The sequence below is a fragment of the Mucilaginibacter puniceus genome (assembly GCF_054783175.1).
This window is the reverse complement of sequence record NZ_BAAGRB010000002.1, coordinates 1,107,678-1,127,590: the sequence shown is the minus strand read 5'-3', so window position 1 is coordinate 1,127,590 and position 19,913 is coordinate 1,107,678. Positions and strand designations below refer to the sequence as shown.

The window sequence follows — 19,913 nt, the reverse complement described above, 5'->3', positions numbered from 1 at the left end:
GCACATCATTTCAGGGTATTTATAAAATCAACCATGGCTGTTACCAATTCGGGTTTAAGCGGTAAATCGGGCTGTTTATAGGTAGCCAAATTTTTCTCCCGGTCAATAGGGGCCTCTTTAAGCACATGATTCATTCCATTTATTAATAAAACAGTAGTGGTTTTTGATTTTCTTAATTTTTCGGCGTTGGATACATTTACTTGTAAGTCGGTTGTGCCATGTATAATTAACACAGGAATTTTTAATTTTTTTATTTCTTTTTCAGGTTCAAACCTAAACCAGGTCATCAAATAGGGCTGAACACTTGGGCGGGCAATAGAATATAAACCAGGGTCAATATTTTTATCAATTTTACCCCTGCGCAAACTATCTAACATTTTTTTAACCCCTCTTTCAAAATATTCAGGTTGCGACTTCATTTGTTCAAGCAATATTTGATCGGCACGTACACCGGCACCGGCTATTGATATCAGGCCCTTTACATTTTCATTAGTTCCTGCCAATATGCCAATTAATGAGCCTTCACTATGCCCTGCTAAAATTATTTTCGAGAAACGTTTGTCTTCACTCAATAAGTTTATCAGCGTATAGGCATCATCAATCCCATCATCAAAGTGCATGTTCTCCTCTTTTTCGGTACTTATGCTTTCGCCCACACCGCGTTTATCGTAACGTATCGATGCAATACCGTTTTTGCCTAATCCTTCAGCAATAAGTTTGTAGGTGTTAGTAGCAATGCCGGTTTTTTCACTGTTGCCATCACGGTCAAGAGGCCCCGAGCCGGGTATAATTATCACTACCGGAATTTTCCCTGTAGCATTTTTTGGCATAGCTAAAGTGCCAGAAATGGATCCTGATAATATTTTAACAGATACCGGTGTTTCAATTATGTTAGGGTCGGTAATGGCTACACGTGCCATTGGGTCCTGATAGGGGCTTAAAACCAAGCCGGTAAACTGATTGTTATTGTTTAATGATATGTTTAATAAAAAAGTGCTGTTTTGAAACCTGGCTTTATAAACGGCCAGTGGTTCATCATAACTCACAAAATCTGCATACAACAAGTTGCCCAATTGCGATTTCAATTGTACTGTTGTAGCCTTAAATCTTTCAAGAGGTAAAGCAGTTTTCATTTCGGCGCTAAACAAGCCAAAAATATCGTCTATTTTATTTTCATTATATAAGTCTTTAAATTGATTGGCAGCAGTTTTATACTTTGCGGGCTCGGCCGCCTGCGCAAAAGTTTTGCAGGTGAATAGTACCGCTATTATTAATAAAGTAATCTTATTCATTTTAGTAAATATCAAATACATATTAAAAAACCGAAATTAAGAAAAATACGGTTGATTGTTACCAATAATAAGGTTAAAATGGAACGTTGAAGATGTTATTTTATTTGAACCTCTTCGTATTTATTTTTTATGAGGGTGGTAAAAAAATGTCCTAACGAATCGGAGTTAACAAATTTTCGATAAGCCATTCTAGGAAAATTATGGTATTGCCAAACCTCACCGGTCTCCCTGAATTCAACCTCCAAAATTTTTTCATCCATATAATAACCTACGCTTTTAAAAACCGAAGATGTTACGTTATGTCTTCTCATACCCACTTTATACTTAATCTGTTGCAAATTAGTTTTGTTTTTAATTCAAAATTGCAAAATACCATACCCATGCAATAAACAAAGCCTGCAAAGGTACCCTAAACCATAAATAACTTAACCCATTGCCACGGTAGTCGGCTTTTTCCAGGTCGACCTTTTTATAGGCGGCTATAATATTAGCTGGTAATAGTAAGATGAAAAAACCAAAAAGTGAAATTGCTGCAATATATTGGGTTGCAGGTATAAGTAAAAATATTCCGGCCAGTATTTCCATAATTCCGGTTAAGTAAACTACGATTTTTTTAAAAGGAATAAACTGTGGTAACATCATCATCATCCCCTTATAAAAAACAAAATGAGCAATTGATGTAAATATCAGCATTATACACATGGCAATTCGCCCACTTAAAAATAAATGAATATCGTGTGTTATGGTGTAAAACAAAAGACAGCTTAATATAAACGTACCCGCTAAAACAAAAAGTGGTTTCATATTTTAAAGTTAATACACTTTTTCAATTTGTACATTTGCCCTGTTAATAAGCATATATGGGATACCCCAATTTACAAGCCTGCATAGCCGACCTTGAAAAACACGGTCACCTAATACGTATAAAAGAGGAAGTTGACCCTCATTTACAAATGGCGGCCATACATTTGCGTGTATTTGAGCATGGCGGCCCGGCTATATTGTTTGAAAATGTAAAGGGCAGTAAATTCCCGGCGGTATCAAACCTGTTTGGTACACTGGAGCGTTCTAAATTTATTTTCAGAGACACACTGGATAAAGTTAAAACCCTGGTTGATATAAAAAGCGATCCGCTGAAAGCCATCAAACAGCCTTTTAAATACGCTAATGTTGCACTCACCGCTTTATCGGCCCTGCCTATGAAAAGTGGTAGTATTTCTAATTTTAAGCGCTGTCACATTAGCGATATCCCCCAAATAGTAAACTGGCCCAATGATGGTGGCCCGTTTGTTACCATGCCACAGGTTTATACCGAGGATAGCGACAAACCCGGTATTATGAATGCCAACCTGGGCATGTACCGCATACAACTGGCCGGCAACGATTATGTTTTGAACGAGGAAATAGGCCTGCATTATCAATTGCACCGTGGCATAGGTGTACACCAAACCAAAGCAAACGCTAAGGGGCAACCATTAAAGGTGAGCATTTTTGTAGGCGGCCCGCCGTCGCACCCGGTGGCCGCGGTAATGCCCCTGCCTGAGGGTTTGTCAGAGATGACTTTTGCCGGGGCATTGGGTAACCGTAGGTTTAGATATTTTTATGATGATGAAGGTTTTTGTATATCTGCCGATGCTGATTTTGTGATAACCGGAACTGTTATGCCGCATGATAATAAACCCGAAGGCCCGTTTGGTGATCATTTAGGCTATTATAGCTTAAAACATCCTTTCCCGCTATTAAAAGTGCATAACGTATATCATCGTAAGGATGCGGTTTGGTCGTTTACCGTAGTGGGCCGCCCACCGCAGGAAGATACCAGTTTTGGAGCCTTGATACATGAAATAACAGGCTCTGCTTTACCGCAGGAGATACCGGGGCTAAAGGCAGTAAACGCGGTTGATGCCGCAGGAGTACACCCTTTATTATTTGCTATTGGAAGCGAACGTTATACCCCGTATATAAAAGAGCGTAAACCGCAGGAAATATTAACCATAGCCAACCATATATTAGGCAAAAACCAATTGAGCCTGGCCAAGTATTTATTTATTGCCGCACAAGAGGATGATCCTGATTTAAGCGTAAACGATATTGAGGGCTTTTTAAAGCATATCCTGCAAAGGATAGACCTAACCCGCGATCTGCATTTTTATACCAAAACCACTATTGATACTTTAGATTATAGCGGCGATGGGTTAAACGCCGGAAGCAAATTGGCAGTTACCATTGCCGGAGATATTAAGCGCGAATTATGGACCGAATTGCCATCAGGATTTAACCTGCCAAGGCCATTTGTAAATTTTAAAATGGTAATGCCGGGGGTATTAGCGGTTGAAGTTCCTGCCAACATACGCACCAGTGATATGCCGCTAATGCTGGATATTTTGCAGGAGGAATTAGCAGAGGTAGAGTTAGGGGGCTTACCATTAATGGTGTTGTGCGACAATGCCGGGTTTACCGCGCAAAACATTAATAATTTTGTTTGGGTAACTTTTACCCGCAGCAACCCATCGCATGATATTTATGGCATAAATGAATTTACCGAGCATAAGCATTGGGGCTGCCACGGCCCGCTTATTATTGATGCTCGTATAAAATCACACCACGCACCTGTTTTGGAAAAAGACCCGGAAGTTGAAAAGTTGGTAGATAAAATGGGCGAAACAGGTGGTGCTTTATACGGTATTATTTAAAGCTTAGCATCGGGTATTATTTTATTCTTTTTAAGCTTTAACGGAAATTCCAGTATAAACTCTGTTCCGTTATTTACCTCACTATTTACATTTACCGTACCCCCCAGGCTTTCGGTTTGCAGCTTTACCATAAACAGGCCCATGCCTTTACCTTCAACGTCAGTGTCGAACCTTTTATATAAGCCAAAAAGGTGTGGGGTGTTTTTAGCCAGATCAATGCCTCTGCCGTTATCTTTAAAGTATAAAAGGATGCTTTTGCCCACCATGTTGCTGCTTATTTCAATTTGTGGGGGAACACCGGGCCGTTTGAATTTTATACTGTTTATTACTAAATTTTGAAATATACTATATAGGTAACCCTTTAAAGTATATAGCTCATCCACTGCATCAAAATCATAGGTTATATGTGCCTTATTTTTACGTATCATTTCATGTATACCTGATTTTATTTCTTCAACCAAATCAGGCAAGGATATGGTTTCAATTTGCTCGTTAACCTGCTTACCTATCTGTAAAATGTTGTTCAAGTCAATAATTACCTTATCTAAATTATTTACCGAATAGGATAGTGCCTGTAATGCTGCCGCAGCATCTGCTTCATCGCCTGCGCCAAAACCATTCAATAAATTTGAAAGTCCCCGTATGTTGGCAACCGGAGCCCTTAAATTATGAGATACGATATAGGTAAACTGTTCCAGGTCCTTATTGCGTTGTACCAGATCGGCAGTCATTTTATCACGTTCCAGTTCAGCATGCTTCTTCCCGGTAATATCATCTAAAGTTAAAATCACACCCAGGCTCTCGTTATCCTTATTAACTACACATATCCATTTAACTTCATACCATATAAGGCTATTATTAATAACATAGGTTGTTTCGTAACAAACAGTTTCATGAAGGGTGTTAACCCTATGTACAATTTGTTGAATTAGCGCTTTGCGCTCTTTAGGAAAGTATTTATAAGCGGACTCGCCAATTTTTAATTTTTTACCAAAGTTTATCCTCCCTTTTTCTTTTGCATTGGTATTAAATGAAACTATATTCAAATCATTGTCAAACAATACAATGATCAAATCGGTATTTTCAAATACCGACCGAAGGTTAGCTTCTGATTGTATCAGCGCTTCTTCGGCCAATTTTCTATCGGTGATATCGATATGTAAGATTACCGCCCCTTTTTGCGTATGATCTGTCAACGGAGCAATTATAACCTGGTACCACGCCCTTTTATTTGATTTATTGGTGACATACTCCAACTTAAATTCTTTTTTGTTGCCAACAATAACATCTTTTAAACCCCGAGCTATTTTATTGTTTGTGGTTTTATTAACCCCTGTGGCTGTTTCGGCTATGGCTAAATAGTTGTAGCCAATTCCAAATTGAGGTACGCCTAAATTATTAGCCAGCGTAAATTTTTTCCACGACTCATTTACCGCTATGATCTTACCTTTTTCATTTACCAAAACAATATTAGGGGGCAGGGCATCTAATATTGCCGCTTGTGTAGCCGATGCTTCTAATAATTTGATATGGTTTTTTTGTATCTCCGCCTCGGCCTTTTTACGCTCGGTAATATCACGGGTAAAAACAGATATACCGTTTTCTGACGGATAGATATCGTTTTCATGCCATAGATCTAACGGTTCATAATAATCCTCAAAATGAACATATTTACGTTCTTTTAGCGCCTTATCATAGGCCTTAAAGGTAGGGGTGTTAATTGCTTCAGGAAATATGCTCCATATATATTGTCCAAGTAGCGAATCCGGATCACGATTGACCATTTCACCAACCTTTTTATTGGCATAGGTATAACATAGGTTTTTATCTAAAGCAATAAAGCCTTCGTTTATACTCTCCAGTATATTTTCTACTTGTGCTGTTTTCTTTTTGATCTCTTCATCAGCGGCTTTTTTTTCACCAATATCTCTGAAATTAGATACAATAGCATTAATATTTACATCATTAAGCATATTGGTGTAAACACATTCTATCCATATATAGTGCCCTTGTTTATGCCTGCTGCGGTAGGTTATAATAACCGGCACGCCTGGGTTATTAAGTATTTCTTTAACGGTGTTTTTTAGTAATTCTTTGTCCTCGGGGTGAGCGAGATCAATAATACTTAGGGAATCTCTTTCTAAGTTCGTCCAGCCATTTATTCGTTGGGATGATTTACTCCTGAAGATCACTTTCAGGTTTTCATCCATTAATGATATGCCATCATAACTATTTTCAATTAGCTGCCTAAAACGCTGCTCGTTAGCTACAATTTTTTCTGTATTTTCTATTACTTGTTGTTCAAGCTGGGCATTTAACCTGGTTTTACGATCACTGATCTTTTTCTCTTCTGTAATATCTCTTGTTACTGTTGCAAAGCCGGTTAAGATCCCTTCGTCATTGTATAAAGTAGTTAAAACAACATTGGCCCAAAACACCGATCCATCTTTTCGCATCCGCCAGCCTTCAACTTCGCTAATCCCGTTTTTTAGTGCATCGTTTAAATTTTTACGCGGTTCATTTTTTTGTATATCCTCGGGGGTATAAAAACCAGAGATATGCTTGCCTATAATTTCGTCTTCGGTATAACCTATAATATGCTCGGCACCCTGGTTCCAGCTTAAAATGTACCCATTAGGGTCTATCATAAATATAGCATTGTCTTTAACCTGGGCCACAAGCAGGCGAAAAAGCTTTTCATCGAAACTTTTATCAAAAATAGATTTAGGAGAAGTTTTTTTGATCACTAAAAATTAAGTTTTAATTAATTGCGCCATTTTAATAACTATTATGTTATTTTATCATTCGGATAATGTTAAATAAGTATAAATTAACATTAGGTAAGTTAATTAAGGTCATTAAAGATAGGTAATACAATGCTAAATAGGAAGCGGTTTTACTCTTTTTTGCTATAATTGTTGAGAATATTTTCATTATAATTAATTAATTATTTGTTTTATAGGTAAATGCCTCCAATTATTTTGAGGGGTTAATTGGGTTACAGACAATAAAAAATCCGGCTTAAAGCCGGATTTTTTATGACAAATAGTGTTTTTAACTTACCAAACGATATGTATATTTTGAGCACCCGTTATGGGATATTCGATACTACCGTCTTTGGTTTTAACTCCTTTTATTTCATACTTTTGATCTATTGCAGTTACAATGAACCTTGGCAGGTTTTTCTTGTCCCTATTCATTATAACCATACGACAAGTTAACCTTGGGTCACCCTTTACAATAAAAGAGATTCCTGCCCCTTTTTTATATTTATAATTGATGGTGGGATAGTCTATAAACACCATAAAATTTTCGTCGGGTATTTGCCGGTAATGACGGGGCAAAATTCCAAATGCATTGCCTGCGCCGTACACTTCCTGACCCACCTGCCCGCATTTTTCCCAGCCATCCTGCATATCTTCCAATGCTATCCATAAGTTAGCATCCAGTTCGCCAATTTTAGGTTTTTCAGCTAACATATCTTTCGGTAGCATTGGCGGATAATAATATATGCCTCTAAAAACAAGATATCGTATATATTCAGCAACCAGTAAATTAACTGATGGTAATATATCTATATCTTTAGCATGCTGCACATAGTCATGCAAAGCACAAAATACCTCCTGCTCCTCATATGCCGCTGTATATGGTGCATTGCTTAACGGGAAGACAGCAAAAAATGAAGGAAAATTTTTTCCATATCCGTAGTTGCAATCCCAAAGCTGTGCATTTTTAAAAACATTTGCCAGGCATAAATAACTTAGCTCAATATAAAGTTGCTTTTTAGTGATCTTATACAAACGTAATAAGGCGCCAGCAGCAAAAGCGGTATTATTAGCTTGGTAAAACAAATCAAATCCTAAACCTTTTAAAGTTTTAGCTGCCTTTTCGGCTTCATTTAAATAACGTTTTTCGCCGGTAAGTTCATAAGCTTGCAGCATTACATGGGCATAAATCCCGGCTACATCTTTTTCGCCCCCCTTACCCGGCTCAGTTTCTTTTTTAATAATCTCCAACGTTTCCATATGATAAAATACCGGCCATGTATATTTAAAATGGTGCGCCACTTTGATAGTATAATCTAATGAATCTACAAAAAGTTGGTGGGCTACCTTATCGCCCTTTAGAGCCAATCTTGACAAATTAAGCAAGGGATGATGCAGATACCATGAATCCATCACCATTGGTTTTTTCTGTTCTTCTTCTCCTTTTAATTGAGCTTCTGCTTTTGGATGCCAACGCATAATAACGCCCAAATCTTTATTATAAAATGATGGCAGTCCCTCTTTTATCTTCCGCATTACTTCTAAGTCGACTTTACTCCATTCTACATAATCAAGTAAGGGTAACAGTACAGCAAGTTGTACCATGATTTCAGGTGGGGTTTCGTAATCAGACACATAGGCGTTAAAATATTGGTGGCCATCAACTTGCGACCAACATCCCGGGCTATCAATAAGGTCTTTTAACCCGGCATCTAATGTTTTCGGCCAGTCATGATAAAAAGTTTCTTGTAATGGCAGCTGCAAATAAATATTTGCCATCATGTCTAAGTACTGTCTAACCATTGCTGCTTCATCATTTGGTACTTCCTGGCTAAAGTGTATAAAAGCATCAGCAATGATTACTTTTCTACCTGCCACCAATGGCTTTTTAATGCAAGGGGGTAAGGCAAAACCCAATTCGGGCCATTCGCCGCGTACCGTTTCTGCACCTGATGTTTCGGTTTGCTCAAAATAAGCATTTAATGCACTAAGGTTTTGCAGGTACATAACCGAACCTGCTTTAGGGCGGGTCATATTAAAATACACCAAACCCGAACGCGTACCTACCTGGCTTGCCCTAATATTGCCTGCAGTATTATCTGGTTTCCCGTCTTTACCGGGGATGATGATATCGCGCGGCCAAAACGGGATCAATAGATCAGTAGCGGGGTTTAAAGTAGTGGTGTAACGCAGTACAGCATCATTGCCTAATGGGAAAGTTATTTTTACCTTATAAGTGCCAATTACGGAGTTTAATAAAACATCAACTTCGTTATCTTTTTCTTTGATTTTTTTTAGTTGTATTTCTGCATCAGGGGAATAGGCCATTCTAAAAGCTACTTTGCCCCCTTTGGGCCAAAGTGCCAATAACCATAATGAATTGTGATCGGCATAAATGTTTAAGGTAAAATTGCCGCATTTTTTAGTGTGAATGTAATCAAGATCGCTACCTGCAAATGTATTGCTGGTGGCTGCGGCCCATGGTGATATTCCGGTCATGTTAGTATAGTTTTAGAAATTATTAAATAACTAGTCTCTTATCTAAAATGTATCTGCTGCTATACGCCTAAGGCGGTAAAAATTTGTTTCAAAGAAAATTTGGCACCGCAAACAAACTCGTCTGCCGCGCCATAGTAAAAGGTAATGGTATCGCCATCATCCTCAACAATATGCCCGTTAGTAAATACTACATGTCCAAAAAAACCGCTTACTTCATAAGGCTCTAAAGGTTCCATAATTGGGTCAAGCGTGCGGGCAATAACTATTGAGGGATCATCCAAATCCATCAAAAAAGCCCCTAAGCAATACCGATGCTCGGCAGTGGCGCCATGATAAATTTCCAGCCAGCCTTTTTCTGTTTTTATGGGGGCCGCACCGGCACCAACACGTGCACTGTCCCAGTTGCCCGGCCTGGTTTTTATAATACATTTATGGTTACCCCAATGTTTACCATCAGGCGATTGCGCCAGCCAGATGTAATTACCGCCAATATCAACACTGCTGGGGCGGTGCAACATATAGTAAAGACCGTTTATTTTTTCTTCAAACAGGGCGCAGTCTTTATTATGGGGTGGCAATATCATGCCGAGCGACTCAAATGTTTTCCAATCGGTAGTAGTGCGCATACCTACGCCAACTCCGCTATCGGATACTGCGGTGAAGGTTAACCAATATTTATTTTCAAGCCAGGTAACACGGCAATCCTCAATACCAAAAGTTTGTAGTATGCCTTGTCCAAATAGTTTAGGATAATCTTTCGGCTCTTCAAAATTTATCCCATCAGTGCTGCAAAATAAACGTAAATGCGATAGTGTGGTCAGGTAATCAACCCCTTTATATCTTACCACGCGTGCATCTGTAGCAATCAGTTCAGGATCGCTAAGTTCAATCTCCATGATCTCTGTCTCGCCGGTTGCTGTTAATATAGGGAAGGACACTACTACCTCATTTTGCTGCGGGCGCTCGGCTACACGTACTAAAAGCCATATTTTATCGTCAAACCTGAATACGCCAGGGTTTAACAGACACGCTACGTGAATACCGTCCATGCTGGGTGTAATATCTTTAGGGGATAAAAGAGGATTTTCAGGAAATCTTTTGGCAATATCAGTCATGATATTTTAACACCTTGATTTTAATATTGTTTAAGCGTATTGATGTGATGGGTCTAAACTTTTACAGGCTTAAATGGTTATATTTATATATGAAGAAGCAAGTTTTAGCCTCGGCGGCATTATTGGGTATTGCCGGTATCGCTGCCCTTACATTAAATGCAAAAGATAAACCATTAGAAACGGTAGACCATGTTGATCTGGAAAAATATCTGGGTAAATGGTATGAGATAGCTGCCTTTCCGCAAAGCTTTCAAAAAGGCTGTAGCTGTACCTCTGCCGTATACGGTTTAAGGCCCGACGGTAATATTGAAGTAACCAATACCTGTATTAAAGAAGGTAAAATAAAAAAAGCCATAGGTAAGGCGGTAGTAAAAGATAAAAAAACCAATGCCAAATTAAGTGTGCAATTTTTTTGGCCCTTTAGCGGAAAATATTGGATCATAGCGTTGGCACCTGATTATTCATACGCAGTAGTGGGGCACCCAAATCGCGATTATTTATGGATATTATCTCGCAAACCAGTTATGGATGAACAAACTTATCGTATGTTATTGGTACAGGTAGCCGACAAGGGATTTGATATCCGTAAGCTGGTTAAAACCAACCAATCATGCAATAACTAGGGTTTACTAAAAAACTCTTTTAGTTCGGGGTGATATTGTGATGTTAAAAATTCAGTGATAGTAAACTTGGCCAGTTCATGTTGGTAGAAAGGGTCTTCTTTGATGATCTTTTCTACTGCTTCTTTTGATTCTGCCAGAGCTAAAATTATACCGCCGGTGCGCGGCACTTTACGGCCCGATGCTACAAATATGTTTTTTTTATAATACTTGCGCAGGTATTTCACATGGTCGGCCATGTGCTGGTCCAGTTCTTCTAAGGGGACGATATAGGTCAGATCGATAATGAACATTTAGTTGTCAATTAAGTCATTGGTTTTATCAAAGTTTAAACCAGATCCCTAAACAATTGAATATGCCAGCTATCTTTAAAAGGTACTTCCCATTTGGTGTTTAGTTCTGCCAGGTTTTGTACCAGGTTGTTGTAAACGATGGATTCTTTATGGAGTTTACCCTGTTTCAGCAGTTCTTCAAATTGTTGCCGTGGTAATGAAAGTACTTCTTCACCATCACGGTACGCCAGGTTAAAACGGTCAAACAGATTAATATTAAAATCTTCTTCCAATTGCTTCATAAAATGAACCGATTTATCAATTGAGCATCCGCTGGCACCTGCCTGGCTCTCGTCAACAATTAATATCAGGAAACGGTTGTAGCGTACTTCGGCTTTTGCCTTAAGCTGGTTGTTATGGGCGGTCCATTGGGTAGTAAAGGTATTTAGGTGTTGCTGTACCTGCTGCACCTCGGTGTCGGTTAGCTTTCTGTCCGACTGGTATATCCACACTCTTGAATTTTCAGAAAATTGCATACACAAAGCTATCAATTTATTAACTTCGGTGTAAGTTTTGTTGTCATGTACAGATCAATTTTACCCCGAATCAAAAAAATAACTGTTGTATTGGTGCTAATTATAGCCGGTTTGGCCAATTTTGGTTTTGTAACTGCTATTGATGAGCAGGATATGGTGGAGTGGACCAATAAATGTTTTGCCCAGTCATTTGATGCATCCGTTGGCGATAAAATAAAAAAGTTTGAACTGCTGTTAACCAATGACGCCTTCATCCGCTTGCGTAAAACTTACCAAAATAATAAGCAGGAATATTTTTCTTTCCATTTATACCGTTTGAATGATATGAGCTATTTGGGCGATGCAGCCAGCGGCACCTTGCAATTTAAAACTATTGATGACGATATTATTGTACAAACGTATAACGACCGTAAAGGCAATGTAGATTCAATGGCGAATATATTGAGCATTCCTGTAAAAAATATGGGAGCCGAGCGCCTGGATAGCCTGCACAACGTAATAGAATATTTTAAATCCAAAAAGGGTTTATAAACCGTTTGCCCGTACAGTTATCTCGGCAATATCCAATACTTCAATTTTCTGCTCCGTATGTTTTACGCCATCGGTTAGCATGGTCATACAAAAAGGGCAGCCCGCGGCAACTATATTGGCTTTGCTCGCTGCAATTTCTTCAACACGTTCAATATAGATGTCTTTTGTACCGGGTTCAGGCTCTTTAAACATTTGTGCGCCGCCCGCGCCACAGCATAGGCCGTTGCTTTTGCAGCGTTTCAGTTCAACCAGCTCGGTATCTAAGACCTCTAACACTTTGCGCGGTGCTTCATAAACGTTATTGCCACGGCCCAAATAGCAGGGATCATGGTAGGTAATGCGTTTGCCTTTAAAGCTTTCGCCGCCTTCGGCTTTTAGCTTGCCGTCGTCAATTAATTGTTGTATCAGTTGGGTGTGGTGTATTACGTCGTAATTGCCGCCCAGGCCAGGGTACTCATTTTTTATAGTGTTAAAGCAATGCGGGCAACCGGTTACTATTTTTTTGATCTCATAACCATTTAGCACCCCAATATTCACCATAGCCTGCATCTGAAACAAAAACTCGTTACCCGCACGTTTGGCTGGGTCGCCGGTGCAGCTTTCTTCCGTACCCAAAACTGCAAAGCTGATGCCGACATGTTGTAATATCTTGCAGATGTCGCGGGTTATTTTTTGTGCCCGTTGGTCAAAACTGCCTGCGCAACCTACCCAAAACAATATCTCTGGTTGTTTGCCTTGTGAGGCCATTTGGGCCATGGTGGGTACCTGAAGTATTTCGGATTCGTCCCGATAGCTATCGGGATCGATTTCGGATTTATTCTGATTTTCCATTAAATTTTTATTAAGGCAAACTCAAAATCATTCTTTAATTTTTGCTGTTAATTCTTCAATACTATCATATTCAAAAAACTCAATGGCCGAATCAATAGCTTTTAGCCTATCCAAAATATCTATTGCCAATTTTGAGGCAGCAACTTCATTGCCATTCATTTTGGGATCCCAATTGATGCCTGCCAATATGTTTTCCTCGATCATGCCTACGCACCAATTCTCTAAAAAATCTGATAATGGTATTGATGCCGCAGCATAACCCTTCCAACCGTCAACCGCACAGCTTTTAGCATAAAAACGGTCTTCCCAAAACGGAATTACATCAACTTCTTCACTATCGTTTGAGTATGAATTGGCCCAGCCGTTTTTATTTTGCAGCCCCCAAACTAATTTTGATGCTGCTATCTTTTCAATAAAAATATTGTATTTGCTTTCTGTTGTTATGTCTTTTGACATTGTTTTTAATTTACTATGATTTATTGTCTACCCAATTTAACCTGTCCGCATTGCTGTATTTCCATGGTGCGCCGTTATTTTCTACGTTGCCAAACATATTATTCAGGCTGACCGGTGCCTGCGATTCTTCCATCACAATATAGCGGCGCATTTCGGTTATGATCTCTAATGGATTGATGTTTACCGGGCAGGCCTCTACGCAAGCATTACAGGTGGTACAGGCCCATAATTCTTCCCGGGTAATGTAGTTATCTAATAATGCTTTGCCATCGTTATGGTCCTTGCCGTGCTTGTCTATATTATTACCTACTTCGGTTATCCTATCGCGGGTATCCATCATTATTTTGCGTGGCGATAAAAGCTTGCCGGTAATATTTGCCGGGCAAACCGAAGTACACCGGCCGCACTCGGTACAGGTATAAGCATCCATCAGGTTTTTCCAGGTCAGGTCGGTTACATCTTTAGCGCCAAAGCGGGCAATCTCGCCAGTGGTTTCAGGTATGAATGATGGATCCAACATTGCCTTAACTTCATTAGTTACCGATGCCATATTGGTAAACTCGCCTTGTGGTTCCAATTTAGAATAATAGGTATTGGGAAAAGCCAGCAGGATATGAAAATGCTTGGAGTAGGGTAAGTAATTTAAAAACGCCAGTATGCCTACAATATGTATCCACCAGCATACCCGCTCGGTTATAACCAGTGTATCGGCGTTATTGGATAATAGGGGGGCTATAAACGAACTAACCGGGAAACTGCCCGCCTTAATATAATGCCCAAACTGCAATAGTTGTAGTTTATAATCAGCCGCGTTCATGGTTAAAAAAGCCGTCATCAGGCATATCTCTACCAATAAAATATAGTTAGCGTCGCTTTTTGGCCATTCGGTCATTTCCACACCGCTAAAGCGTTTTAATTTGAGGATGTTCCGTCGCGCTAAAAAAACTACGCAAGCTACTAATACCAAAATAGCCAGTACCTCAAACCCGCCAATTAAAAAGCTATATAAACCACCTAAAGGATTTGCAAATATGCGGTGCGAGCCGAAAATGCCGTCGATCATGATCTCCAGCACCTCCAGGTTAATGATCACAAAGCCCACGTAAATGAAAAAGTGTAGTATAGCGGCAACCGGGCGTTTGGTCATTTTGGTTTGCCCCAAAGCTACTTTTGCCATTACTTTCCAGCGACGGGCAGGTTGGTCGGATCGGTTAGTGTCTCTGCCTAATAAAATATTTCGCCTTACTTTGCCCACGTTTTTGGCAAACAGGTAAGTGGCAGCAGCCAGCAGAATAATAAAGATGATTTGTGCTATCATTAAACGTGCAAAGTACCATTCAAAGTTAACCGAATTGTTGTGATTAGCTAAAAGCAGAATAAATATTAGTTGAATACTTAATTGGCTGATTTAAAGAGTAAATTAAAAATCGGTCAAATTAAATTGCATTTTTTTCAAAAAAAAAATGCCCCGAAATAAAAAAAAAGCTACATTTGCACTCCTCAAAAGGTCGGTATCATAGCTCAGTCGGTAGAGCAAAGGACTGAAAATCCTTGTGTCGCTGGTTCGATCCCAGCTGATACCACAAAAAAGCCCTTAGTATTACTAAGGGCTTTTTTTATGTCTCTAATCTACATTAAATCCTATCACTTCATAAAAAGGTATAGCATAGTAATTGTTAATATTTGAATAACAATTACCGCTGAAATCCGCTTAACACTTTTTATTTGAGAAGGGGCAAACAAATAAATGCCAACAGAAAACAAATAAATTGCTAATGCGAAAATGCTAACTATAAGAAGATTTGGACCTTCGGGGTCATCAAATAAAAAGAATAATATTCTGCTAAAAGCAAGAGCGGTTGCACCGAGTATAATTAACGAGATCTTTTTCGTTTTGAAATACATTTCTGTGAGTTGATGATTCATATTTGCTATTTTAAAAGATTTACAAACAAATATAACTAAAAGTACTTTGTATTTCAAAGTATAATTTGTTATATTTATTTATGCTTGTCAAAAACAAAAGAACTTCTCAGTCATATTAAGATCTTTTTTTACCTCGTTGGGGGCAGAGGCTTTTGTTTAGGTAAAATTTTATTTCCATTGCTTGAGTCTGCAAATGGCATAAAAAGCCCCCAGAGATTCGATCCTGGCTGATACCAAAAAAACCTCTTAGTATTTACTAAGAGGTTTTTTTTGTGGTTAACAATGAAACTTGTTAACCAATGCTATAGTGTTTATACTATTTAACGGTAGTTGTAATTGTTGAACCACCGCTCAGTGTTAAATCAGTTTTAATTTTATTATAAACCGTTGGATTGATAGTGCTGGTTATCAGAATAGTGCTAACGCCATTGACTACCGTCCTTGTGGTTTGGTCAATTTCTTGTGCAGTAACATTAGCCAATAGTTTGTTCAAATGCAAACTTACTTTTGCCAGTAAATTGGTTTTTCCATCAATGGTCAGATCATTAGCTGTAGCTACAATCTCAACATCGTCGTTAAAATCAAATTCAACAGGTACAGTATTACCGGCTTTGGTTGTATATACTCCTTTTAACACAAATGGTAATGTTGTTGTAGTCGACTTAGCCAAAACAACATGCAGTTCCACGTTAGTATAAACGCCATTAGCTATTGTAGTGTTAATGGTAGAGGGTAAGGTTGCGAATAGGTCAACATTTACCAGGCCGCTTGAAACGACCTCAAATGCCACCCCGCCTTTTTTTGCATTCAACTTGAATTTATTAATGTTAGCGGTTGCTGTTGTCCAGGAAACCGATGCTGTAGATGTTGCCGCAAAAATAGTTAATCCGCTACCTGCGTTGCCTGAAGAAGCCAATGTTGTTAATGGATTGTCAGACTGCATAGCAAAAGACATTTGCGTATCAGTTGTGGTTAGGGATGAATCTTTTTTACATCCGGTAAATAGCATTGTTAATGCTGCCGCGAGGGCAAGGCCGGCTAAATAGTTTTTTTTCATGAGATGGGTTTAATACTTGTTTAGTTGATTGGGTTAACAAATATAATCATTATTACCAAACATCCTATCTATCAATTAATTAGGTAATATACCGGCATTTAGTAGCACAGGATGGACTAAAGTAACCTATGTTTTTCTGTATTGAATTTACCTATTTGGTACATCAATGTAATATTCGCCTCTCTTAAAAATTCTTATCGGTAAGATACTATAAAAGCCCACCATATTGGTGGGCTTTTTGAAATTGTATTATTATAGTTTGGAAATCGTACCAGGAAAACCAAATTCTATTCAACAATTTGACTAAAATTAATAATTTTTATTAAAATATACTTTTTAAATGTTTTTATTTTAACAAATAATGCTTTTTTATGTTAAAATTCAGTATAAATGATATTTATTTTTAATAATTTTTGTTTTTTATTGAAAAAAAAATGTAAAATTGTTTTATAAAATGAATTTGTTTAGATTTTTTAATGAAAAAACGTTAATAAACTAATTTATATTATTGATTATCGAAAAAACAACCATATTTATTAATAATTCTTAAACTAAATGTCATGATTTTAAAAAAAGTACCAAAAAAACTTCTCCATTTCAGAGTGATCGGCGTTTTGGCAGCCGCAGTAGGCCTGCTATTTAATCCTTTTGAGGTTTTGGCTCAGGCCGCGGCCGGGCCGGAGCCGGCATTGCCACAAAGTGTAGCCAATATTATGTGGCTTTGCCTTTGTGCTTTTCTTGTATTTTTTATGCAGGCAGGTTTTGCCTTAGTTGAGTCGGGTATGACCCGGTCAAAAAATGCCGTAAACATTATGATGAAAAATCTACTTGATTTTTGTTTCGGCGCTTTATTATTCTGGGGTATTGGCTATGCCATCATGTATTCAAGTGGCGATGCTAACTACTTTGGGTTTGACAGTTCAATGTCGTTCTTAAGTGCGGCAAACGCACCTACAGATGGTGGTGGTTATGCTACCAGCGCAGCATGGTTGTTCCAGGTGGTTTTTGCGGCTACTGCTGCTACTATTGTATCTGGTGCAATGGCCGAGCGTACTAAATTGTCGTCTTACATTATTTATTCATGTGTTATTTCGGCAGTTATTTACCCTATAAGCGGTCACTGGATATGGGGTGGCGGCTGGTTAAGCGATATGGGTATGCGCGATTTTGCCGGCTCTACAGTTGTACACTCATTGGGTGGCTGGGCTGCATTAGCAGGTGCTATTATTGTTGGTCCGCGTTTAGGTAAATACAATAAAGATGGCAGTGTGAATGAAATAAAAATGCACAACTTCCCTATGGCAGCGCTTGGTGTATTTATTCTTTGGTTTGGCTGGTACGGTTTTAACCCTGGGTCAACCCTTACCGCAATTGCCGGTATATCGCACGTTGCGGTAACAACTACCTTAGGTGGTGCTGCCGGTGCTGTTGGTGCTTTATTAACATCATGGATCGTATTTAAAAAACCTGATGGCCCAATGACCTTAAATGGTGTATTGGCCGGTTTAGTAGCTATTACCGCTCCTTGTGCTTCGGTAAGCACTACAAGTGCGGTTATAATTGGCCTTATTGCAGGTATCCTGGTATTCTTTAGCTGCCTGTTTTTTGAGCGTACTTTAAAAATTGATGATCCGGTTGGTGCAGTAAGTGTACACGGTGTATGCGGTGCATGGGGTACATTGGCAGTTGGCTTATTCGGTCAGCATGCAATTGACGCAGCCTATTGGACAGAAGAAACAGCAATCAAAGACGGCTTGTTCTTTGGCGGCGGTTTCTCACAATTAGGCGTACAGGCAATAGGTGTATTTGCTGTATTTGTATTTGGCTTTGTTGCGATGCTTGCTATATTCTTCCTTATCAAAAAGATCTTCGGCTTACGTGTTAGCGATGCTGAGCAAATTGAAGGTTTGGATTTAGGAGAGCATGGTAACATTGCTTACGGTGGTTTCATTATAGAAGACACCACTAAAACAGAATAATTATTAAGTTCCCAAGGTCGCCTCTTTTTAATTGAGGCGACCTTGTTATTTACCGGTTTTGTATATAAAGAGCAGAGAACATGGGAGAAATATTTAAAAAGGCAATTAATCCGCTTAAAATACTGATAAATGATGCAAGGTTTACCGGCCTTATGCTTATCATCAATACTTTAATATCGTTATACCTGGCCAATTCGCCTCATTTTAAAATTCCTTACAGCCAAATTTGGGCACACTCCTGGCTTCCAGACTCTCTACCTGTTCATTTACCTGAAAATGCGCATAGCTTTATTAATGACTTCCTGATGTCCTTTTTTTTCCTGATGGCAGGTATGGAGATAAAGCGCGAAATGGTAAGTGGGCAATTATCTACATTTAAAAAAGCGGTACTACCCTTTGGAGCCGCAATGGGTGGCATGATTGTTCCGGCTCTTATTTTTGTTGCTTTTAACTTACACACACAATATATAAGTGGTTGGGGGATACCTACAGCTACTGATATTGCTTTTTCAATAGGCATTGCTTCTTTATTAGGCAGCAGGGTGCCTGTGAATGTTAAAATATTACTGATGGCCTTAGCCATTATTGATGATCTTGGCGCAATATTGGTTATTGCGGTGTTTTATGGCGGGCATATCAATTTTGTTTATTTAGCTATCAGCGCTATCATATATCTTGCTCTGTTAGGCTGTGGCAAATACAAAGTAAAATTTGGCCCTATACAAATTTTGTTGTCGTTAGTTTTATGGTTTTGTATCCTTAATTCAGGTATCGAAGCAAGTATAACAGGTGTGCTGGTTGCATTTGCAACACCTATTAAAGATTTGCCTCGCATTGAAAAGGCAATACACGGATATGTGAATTTTTTAGTACTTCCATTATTTGCATTGGCTAATACGGCTGTTTCGTTACCCGGCGGCTCTACGAGTGCATTAAACAGTACATTAAGCCTTGGTATAATGGCCGGGCTGGTTATAGGCAAGCCTGTTGGTATTTTTCTGGTTAGCCGTTTACTCGTTTTATTCAAAGTGGCAAGCCTTCCTAAAAAAGTAGACTGGAACCAAATATTTGGTATGGGGATTTTGGCCGGAATAGGATTTACCATGTCTATTTTCACCTCAATGCTGGCTTTTAAAGATCCCGCTTTTCAAAACATCGCCAAAGTAGCTGTATTGCTTAGTGTAGTATTATCGCTTGCATTTAGCATGTTATATTTTCTAGTCACTAATGCCTTTGCTGAGGCTAAAGGGAGGGCTTCAATAAAAGTAACTTCTGATGATATCGATGAGGAATTAGAAAATACGGAGCTATTAGTTGCAGAGGCAAGTTAGCATCCTTTTA

Annotated in this window: 18 protein-coding genes and 1 tRNA gene; 6 read left to right on the top strand and 13 right to left on the bottom strand. The window is 38.8% G+C overall.

The window, feature by feature from the left end; translation table 11 throughout:
* Window positions 1-5 precede the first annotated feature (5 nt).
* The 3 genes from ACYVJ6_RS12090 to ACYVJ6_RS12080 form a co-directional block, all read right to left on the bottom strand.
* A complete protein-coding gene (locus tag ACYVJ6_RS12090; RefSeq protein WP_460694321.1) occupies window positions 6-1,292 on the bottom strand; it encodes a serine aminopeptidase domain-containing protein in 1,287 nt (428 codons plus the stop codon).
* Window positions 1,293-1,387: 95 nt separating this feature from the next.
* Window positions 1,388-1,603, bottom strand: coding sequence for a KTSC domain-containing protein (locus ACYVJ6_RS12085; protein ID WP_460694320.1), 216 nt, complete (start codon window positions 1,601-1,603; stop codon window positions 1,388-1,390).
* Window positions 1,604-1,643: 40 nt separating this feature from the next.
* Window positions 1,644-2,096: a DoxX family protein gene (locus ACYVJ6_RS12080; protein WP_460694319.1), complete on the bottom strand. Its 453-nt coding sequence runs from the start codon at window positions 2,094-2,096 to the stop codon at window positions 1,644-1,646.
* Window positions 2,097-2,152: 56 nt separating this feature from the next.
* Between ACYVJ6_RS12080 and ACYVJ6_RS12075 the strand changes: the two genes are divergently transcribed.
* A complete protein-coding gene (locus ACYVJ6_RS12075; protein WP_460694318.1) occupies window positions 2,153-3,985 on the top strand; it encodes a UbiD family decarboxylase in 1,833 nt (610 codons plus the stop codon).
* On the opposite strand, the gene ACYVJ6_RS12070 is transcribed toward ACYVJ6_RS12075, so the two are convergent.
* The 3 genes from ACYVJ6_RS12070 to ACYVJ6_RS12060 all read right to left on the bottom strand — a co-directional run bounded on the left by ACYVJ6_RS12070 (window position 3,982) and on the right by ACYVJ6_RS12060 (window position 10,364).
* Window positions 3,982-6,732: a PAS domain-containing sensor histidine kinase gene (locus ACYVJ6_RS12070; RefSeq protein ID WP_460694317.1), complete on the bottom strand. Its 2,751-nt coding sequence runs from the start codon at window positions 6,730-6,732 to the stop codon at window positions 3,982-3,984. The genes ACYVJ6_RS12075 and ACYVJ6_RS12070 overlap by 4 nt on opposite strands.
* 312 nt (window positions 6,733-7,044) lie before the next feature.
* Window positions 7,045-9,249: a hypothetical protein gene (locus ACYVJ6_RS12065; protein WP_460694316.1), complete on the bottom strand. Its 2,205-nt coding sequence runs from the start codon at window positions 9,247-9,249 to the stop codon at window positions 7,045-7,047.
* A gap of 59 nt (window positions 9,250-9,308) precedes the next feature.
* Entirely contained in the window at window positions 9,309-10,364 is a 1,056-nt protein-coding gene (locus ACYVJ6_RS12060) for a glycoside hydrolase family 130 protein (protein ID WP_460694315.1), read from the bottom strand.
* Between the two features lie 89 nt (window positions 10,365-10,453).
* Here ACYVJ6_RS12060 and ACYVJ6_RS12055 point away from each other — a divergent pair, with 89 nt between their 5' ends.
* Complete coding sequence (locus ACYVJ6_RS12055; protein ID WP_460694314.1) at window positions 10,454-10,987, top strand: lipocalin family protein; 534 nt, start codon at window positions 10,454-10,456, stop codon at window positions 10,985-10,987.
* On the opposite strand, the gene ACYVJ6_RS12050 is transcribed toward ACYVJ6_RS12055, so the two are convergent.
* Window positions 10,984-11,277, bottom strand: a complete 294-nt coding sequence (locus ACYVJ6_RS12050) for a YciI family protein (RefSeq protein WP_460694313.1) — start codon at window positions 11,275-11,277, stop codon at window positions 10,984-10,986. The genes ACYVJ6_RS12055 and ACYVJ6_RS12050 overlap by 4 nt on opposite strands.
* A 35-nt stretch (window positions 11,278-11,312) precedes the next feature.
* On the bottom strand, window positions 11,313-11,792 hold the full coding sequence (locus ACYVJ6_RS12045; RefSeq protein ID WP_460694312.1) for an ABC transporter ATPase: 480 nt from the start codon (window positions 11,790-11,792) through the stop codon (window positions 11,313-11,315).
* 45 nt (window positions 11,793-11,837) lie between these two features.
* Here ACYVJ6_RS12045 and ACYVJ6_RS12040 point away from each other — a divergent pair, with 45 nt between their 5' ends.
* Window positions 11,838-12,323, top strand: a complete 486-nt coding sequence (locus ACYVJ6_RS12040; protein WP_460694311.1) for a hypothetical protein — start codon at window positions 11,838-11,840, stop codon at window positions 12,321-12,323.
* Here ACYVJ6_RS12040 and ACYVJ6_RS12035 read toward each other — a convergent pair.
* From ACYVJ6_RS12035 to ACYVJ6_RS12025, 3 genes are all read right to left on the bottom strand, one after another.
* Window positions 12,318-13,079, bottom strand: coding sequence for a (Fe-S)-binding protein (locus ACYVJ6_RS12035; protein ID WP_460694630.1), 762 nt, complete (start codon window positions 13,077-13,079; stop codon window positions 12,318-12,320). The genes ACYVJ6_RS12040 and ACYVJ6_RS12035 overlap by 6 nt on opposite strands.
* A gap of 102 nt (window positions 13,080-13,181) precedes the next feature.
* Entirely contained in the window at window positions 13,182-13,610 is a 429-nt protein-coding gene (locus tag ACYVJ6_RS12030; RefSeq protein ID WP_460694310.1) for a DUF2750 domain-containing protein, read from the bottom strand.
* A gap of 13 nt (window positions 13,611-13,623) precedes the next feature.
* A complete protein-coding gene (locus ACYVJ6_RS12025) occupies window positions 13,624-14,928 on the bottom strand; it encodes a 4Fe-4S dicluster domain-containing protein (protein WP_460694309.1) in 1,305 nt (434 codons plus the stop codon).
* Window positions 14,929-15,120: 192 nt separating this feature from the next.
* Here ACYVJ6_RS12025 and ACYVJ6_RS12020 point away from each other — a divergent pair.
* Window positions 15,121-15,193: transfer RNA gene (locus ACYVJ6_RS12020), tRNA-Phe, on the top strand.
* Between the two features lie 61 nt (window positions 15,194-15,254).
* Here ACYVJ6_RS12020 and ACYVJ6_RS12015 read toward each other — a convergent pair.
* A complete protein-coding gene (locus ACYVJ6_RS12015; protein WP_460694308.1) occupies window positions 15,255-15,593 on the bottom strand; it encodes a hypothetical protein in 339 nt (112 codons plus the stop codon).
* 259 nt (window positions 15,594-15,852) lie between these two features.
* Window positions 15,853-16,593, bottom strand: coding sequence for a hypothetical protein (locus ACYVJ6_RS12010; protein WP_460694307.1), 741 nt, complete (start codon window positions 16,591-16,593; stop codon window positions 15,853-15,855).
* Window positions 16,594-17,153: 560 nt separating this feature from the next.
* On the opposite strand from ACYVJ6_RS12010, the gene ACYVJ6_RS12005 reads away from it, so the two are divergent.
* A complete protein-coding gene (locus ACYVJ6_RS12005; protein WP_460694306.1) occupies window positions 17,154-18,572 on the top strand; it encodes an ammonium transporter in 1,419 nt (472 codons plus the stop codon).
* Window positions 18,573-18,652: 80 nt separating this feature from the next.
* Window positions 18,653-19,903: a Na+/H+ antiporter NhaA gene (gene nhaA / locus ACYVJ6_RS12000; protein ID WP_460694305.1), complete on the top strand. Its 1,251-nt coding sequence runs from the start codon at window positions 18,653-18,655 to the stop codon at window positions 19,901-19,903.
* Window positions 19,904-19,913: the final 10 nt, after the last annotated feature.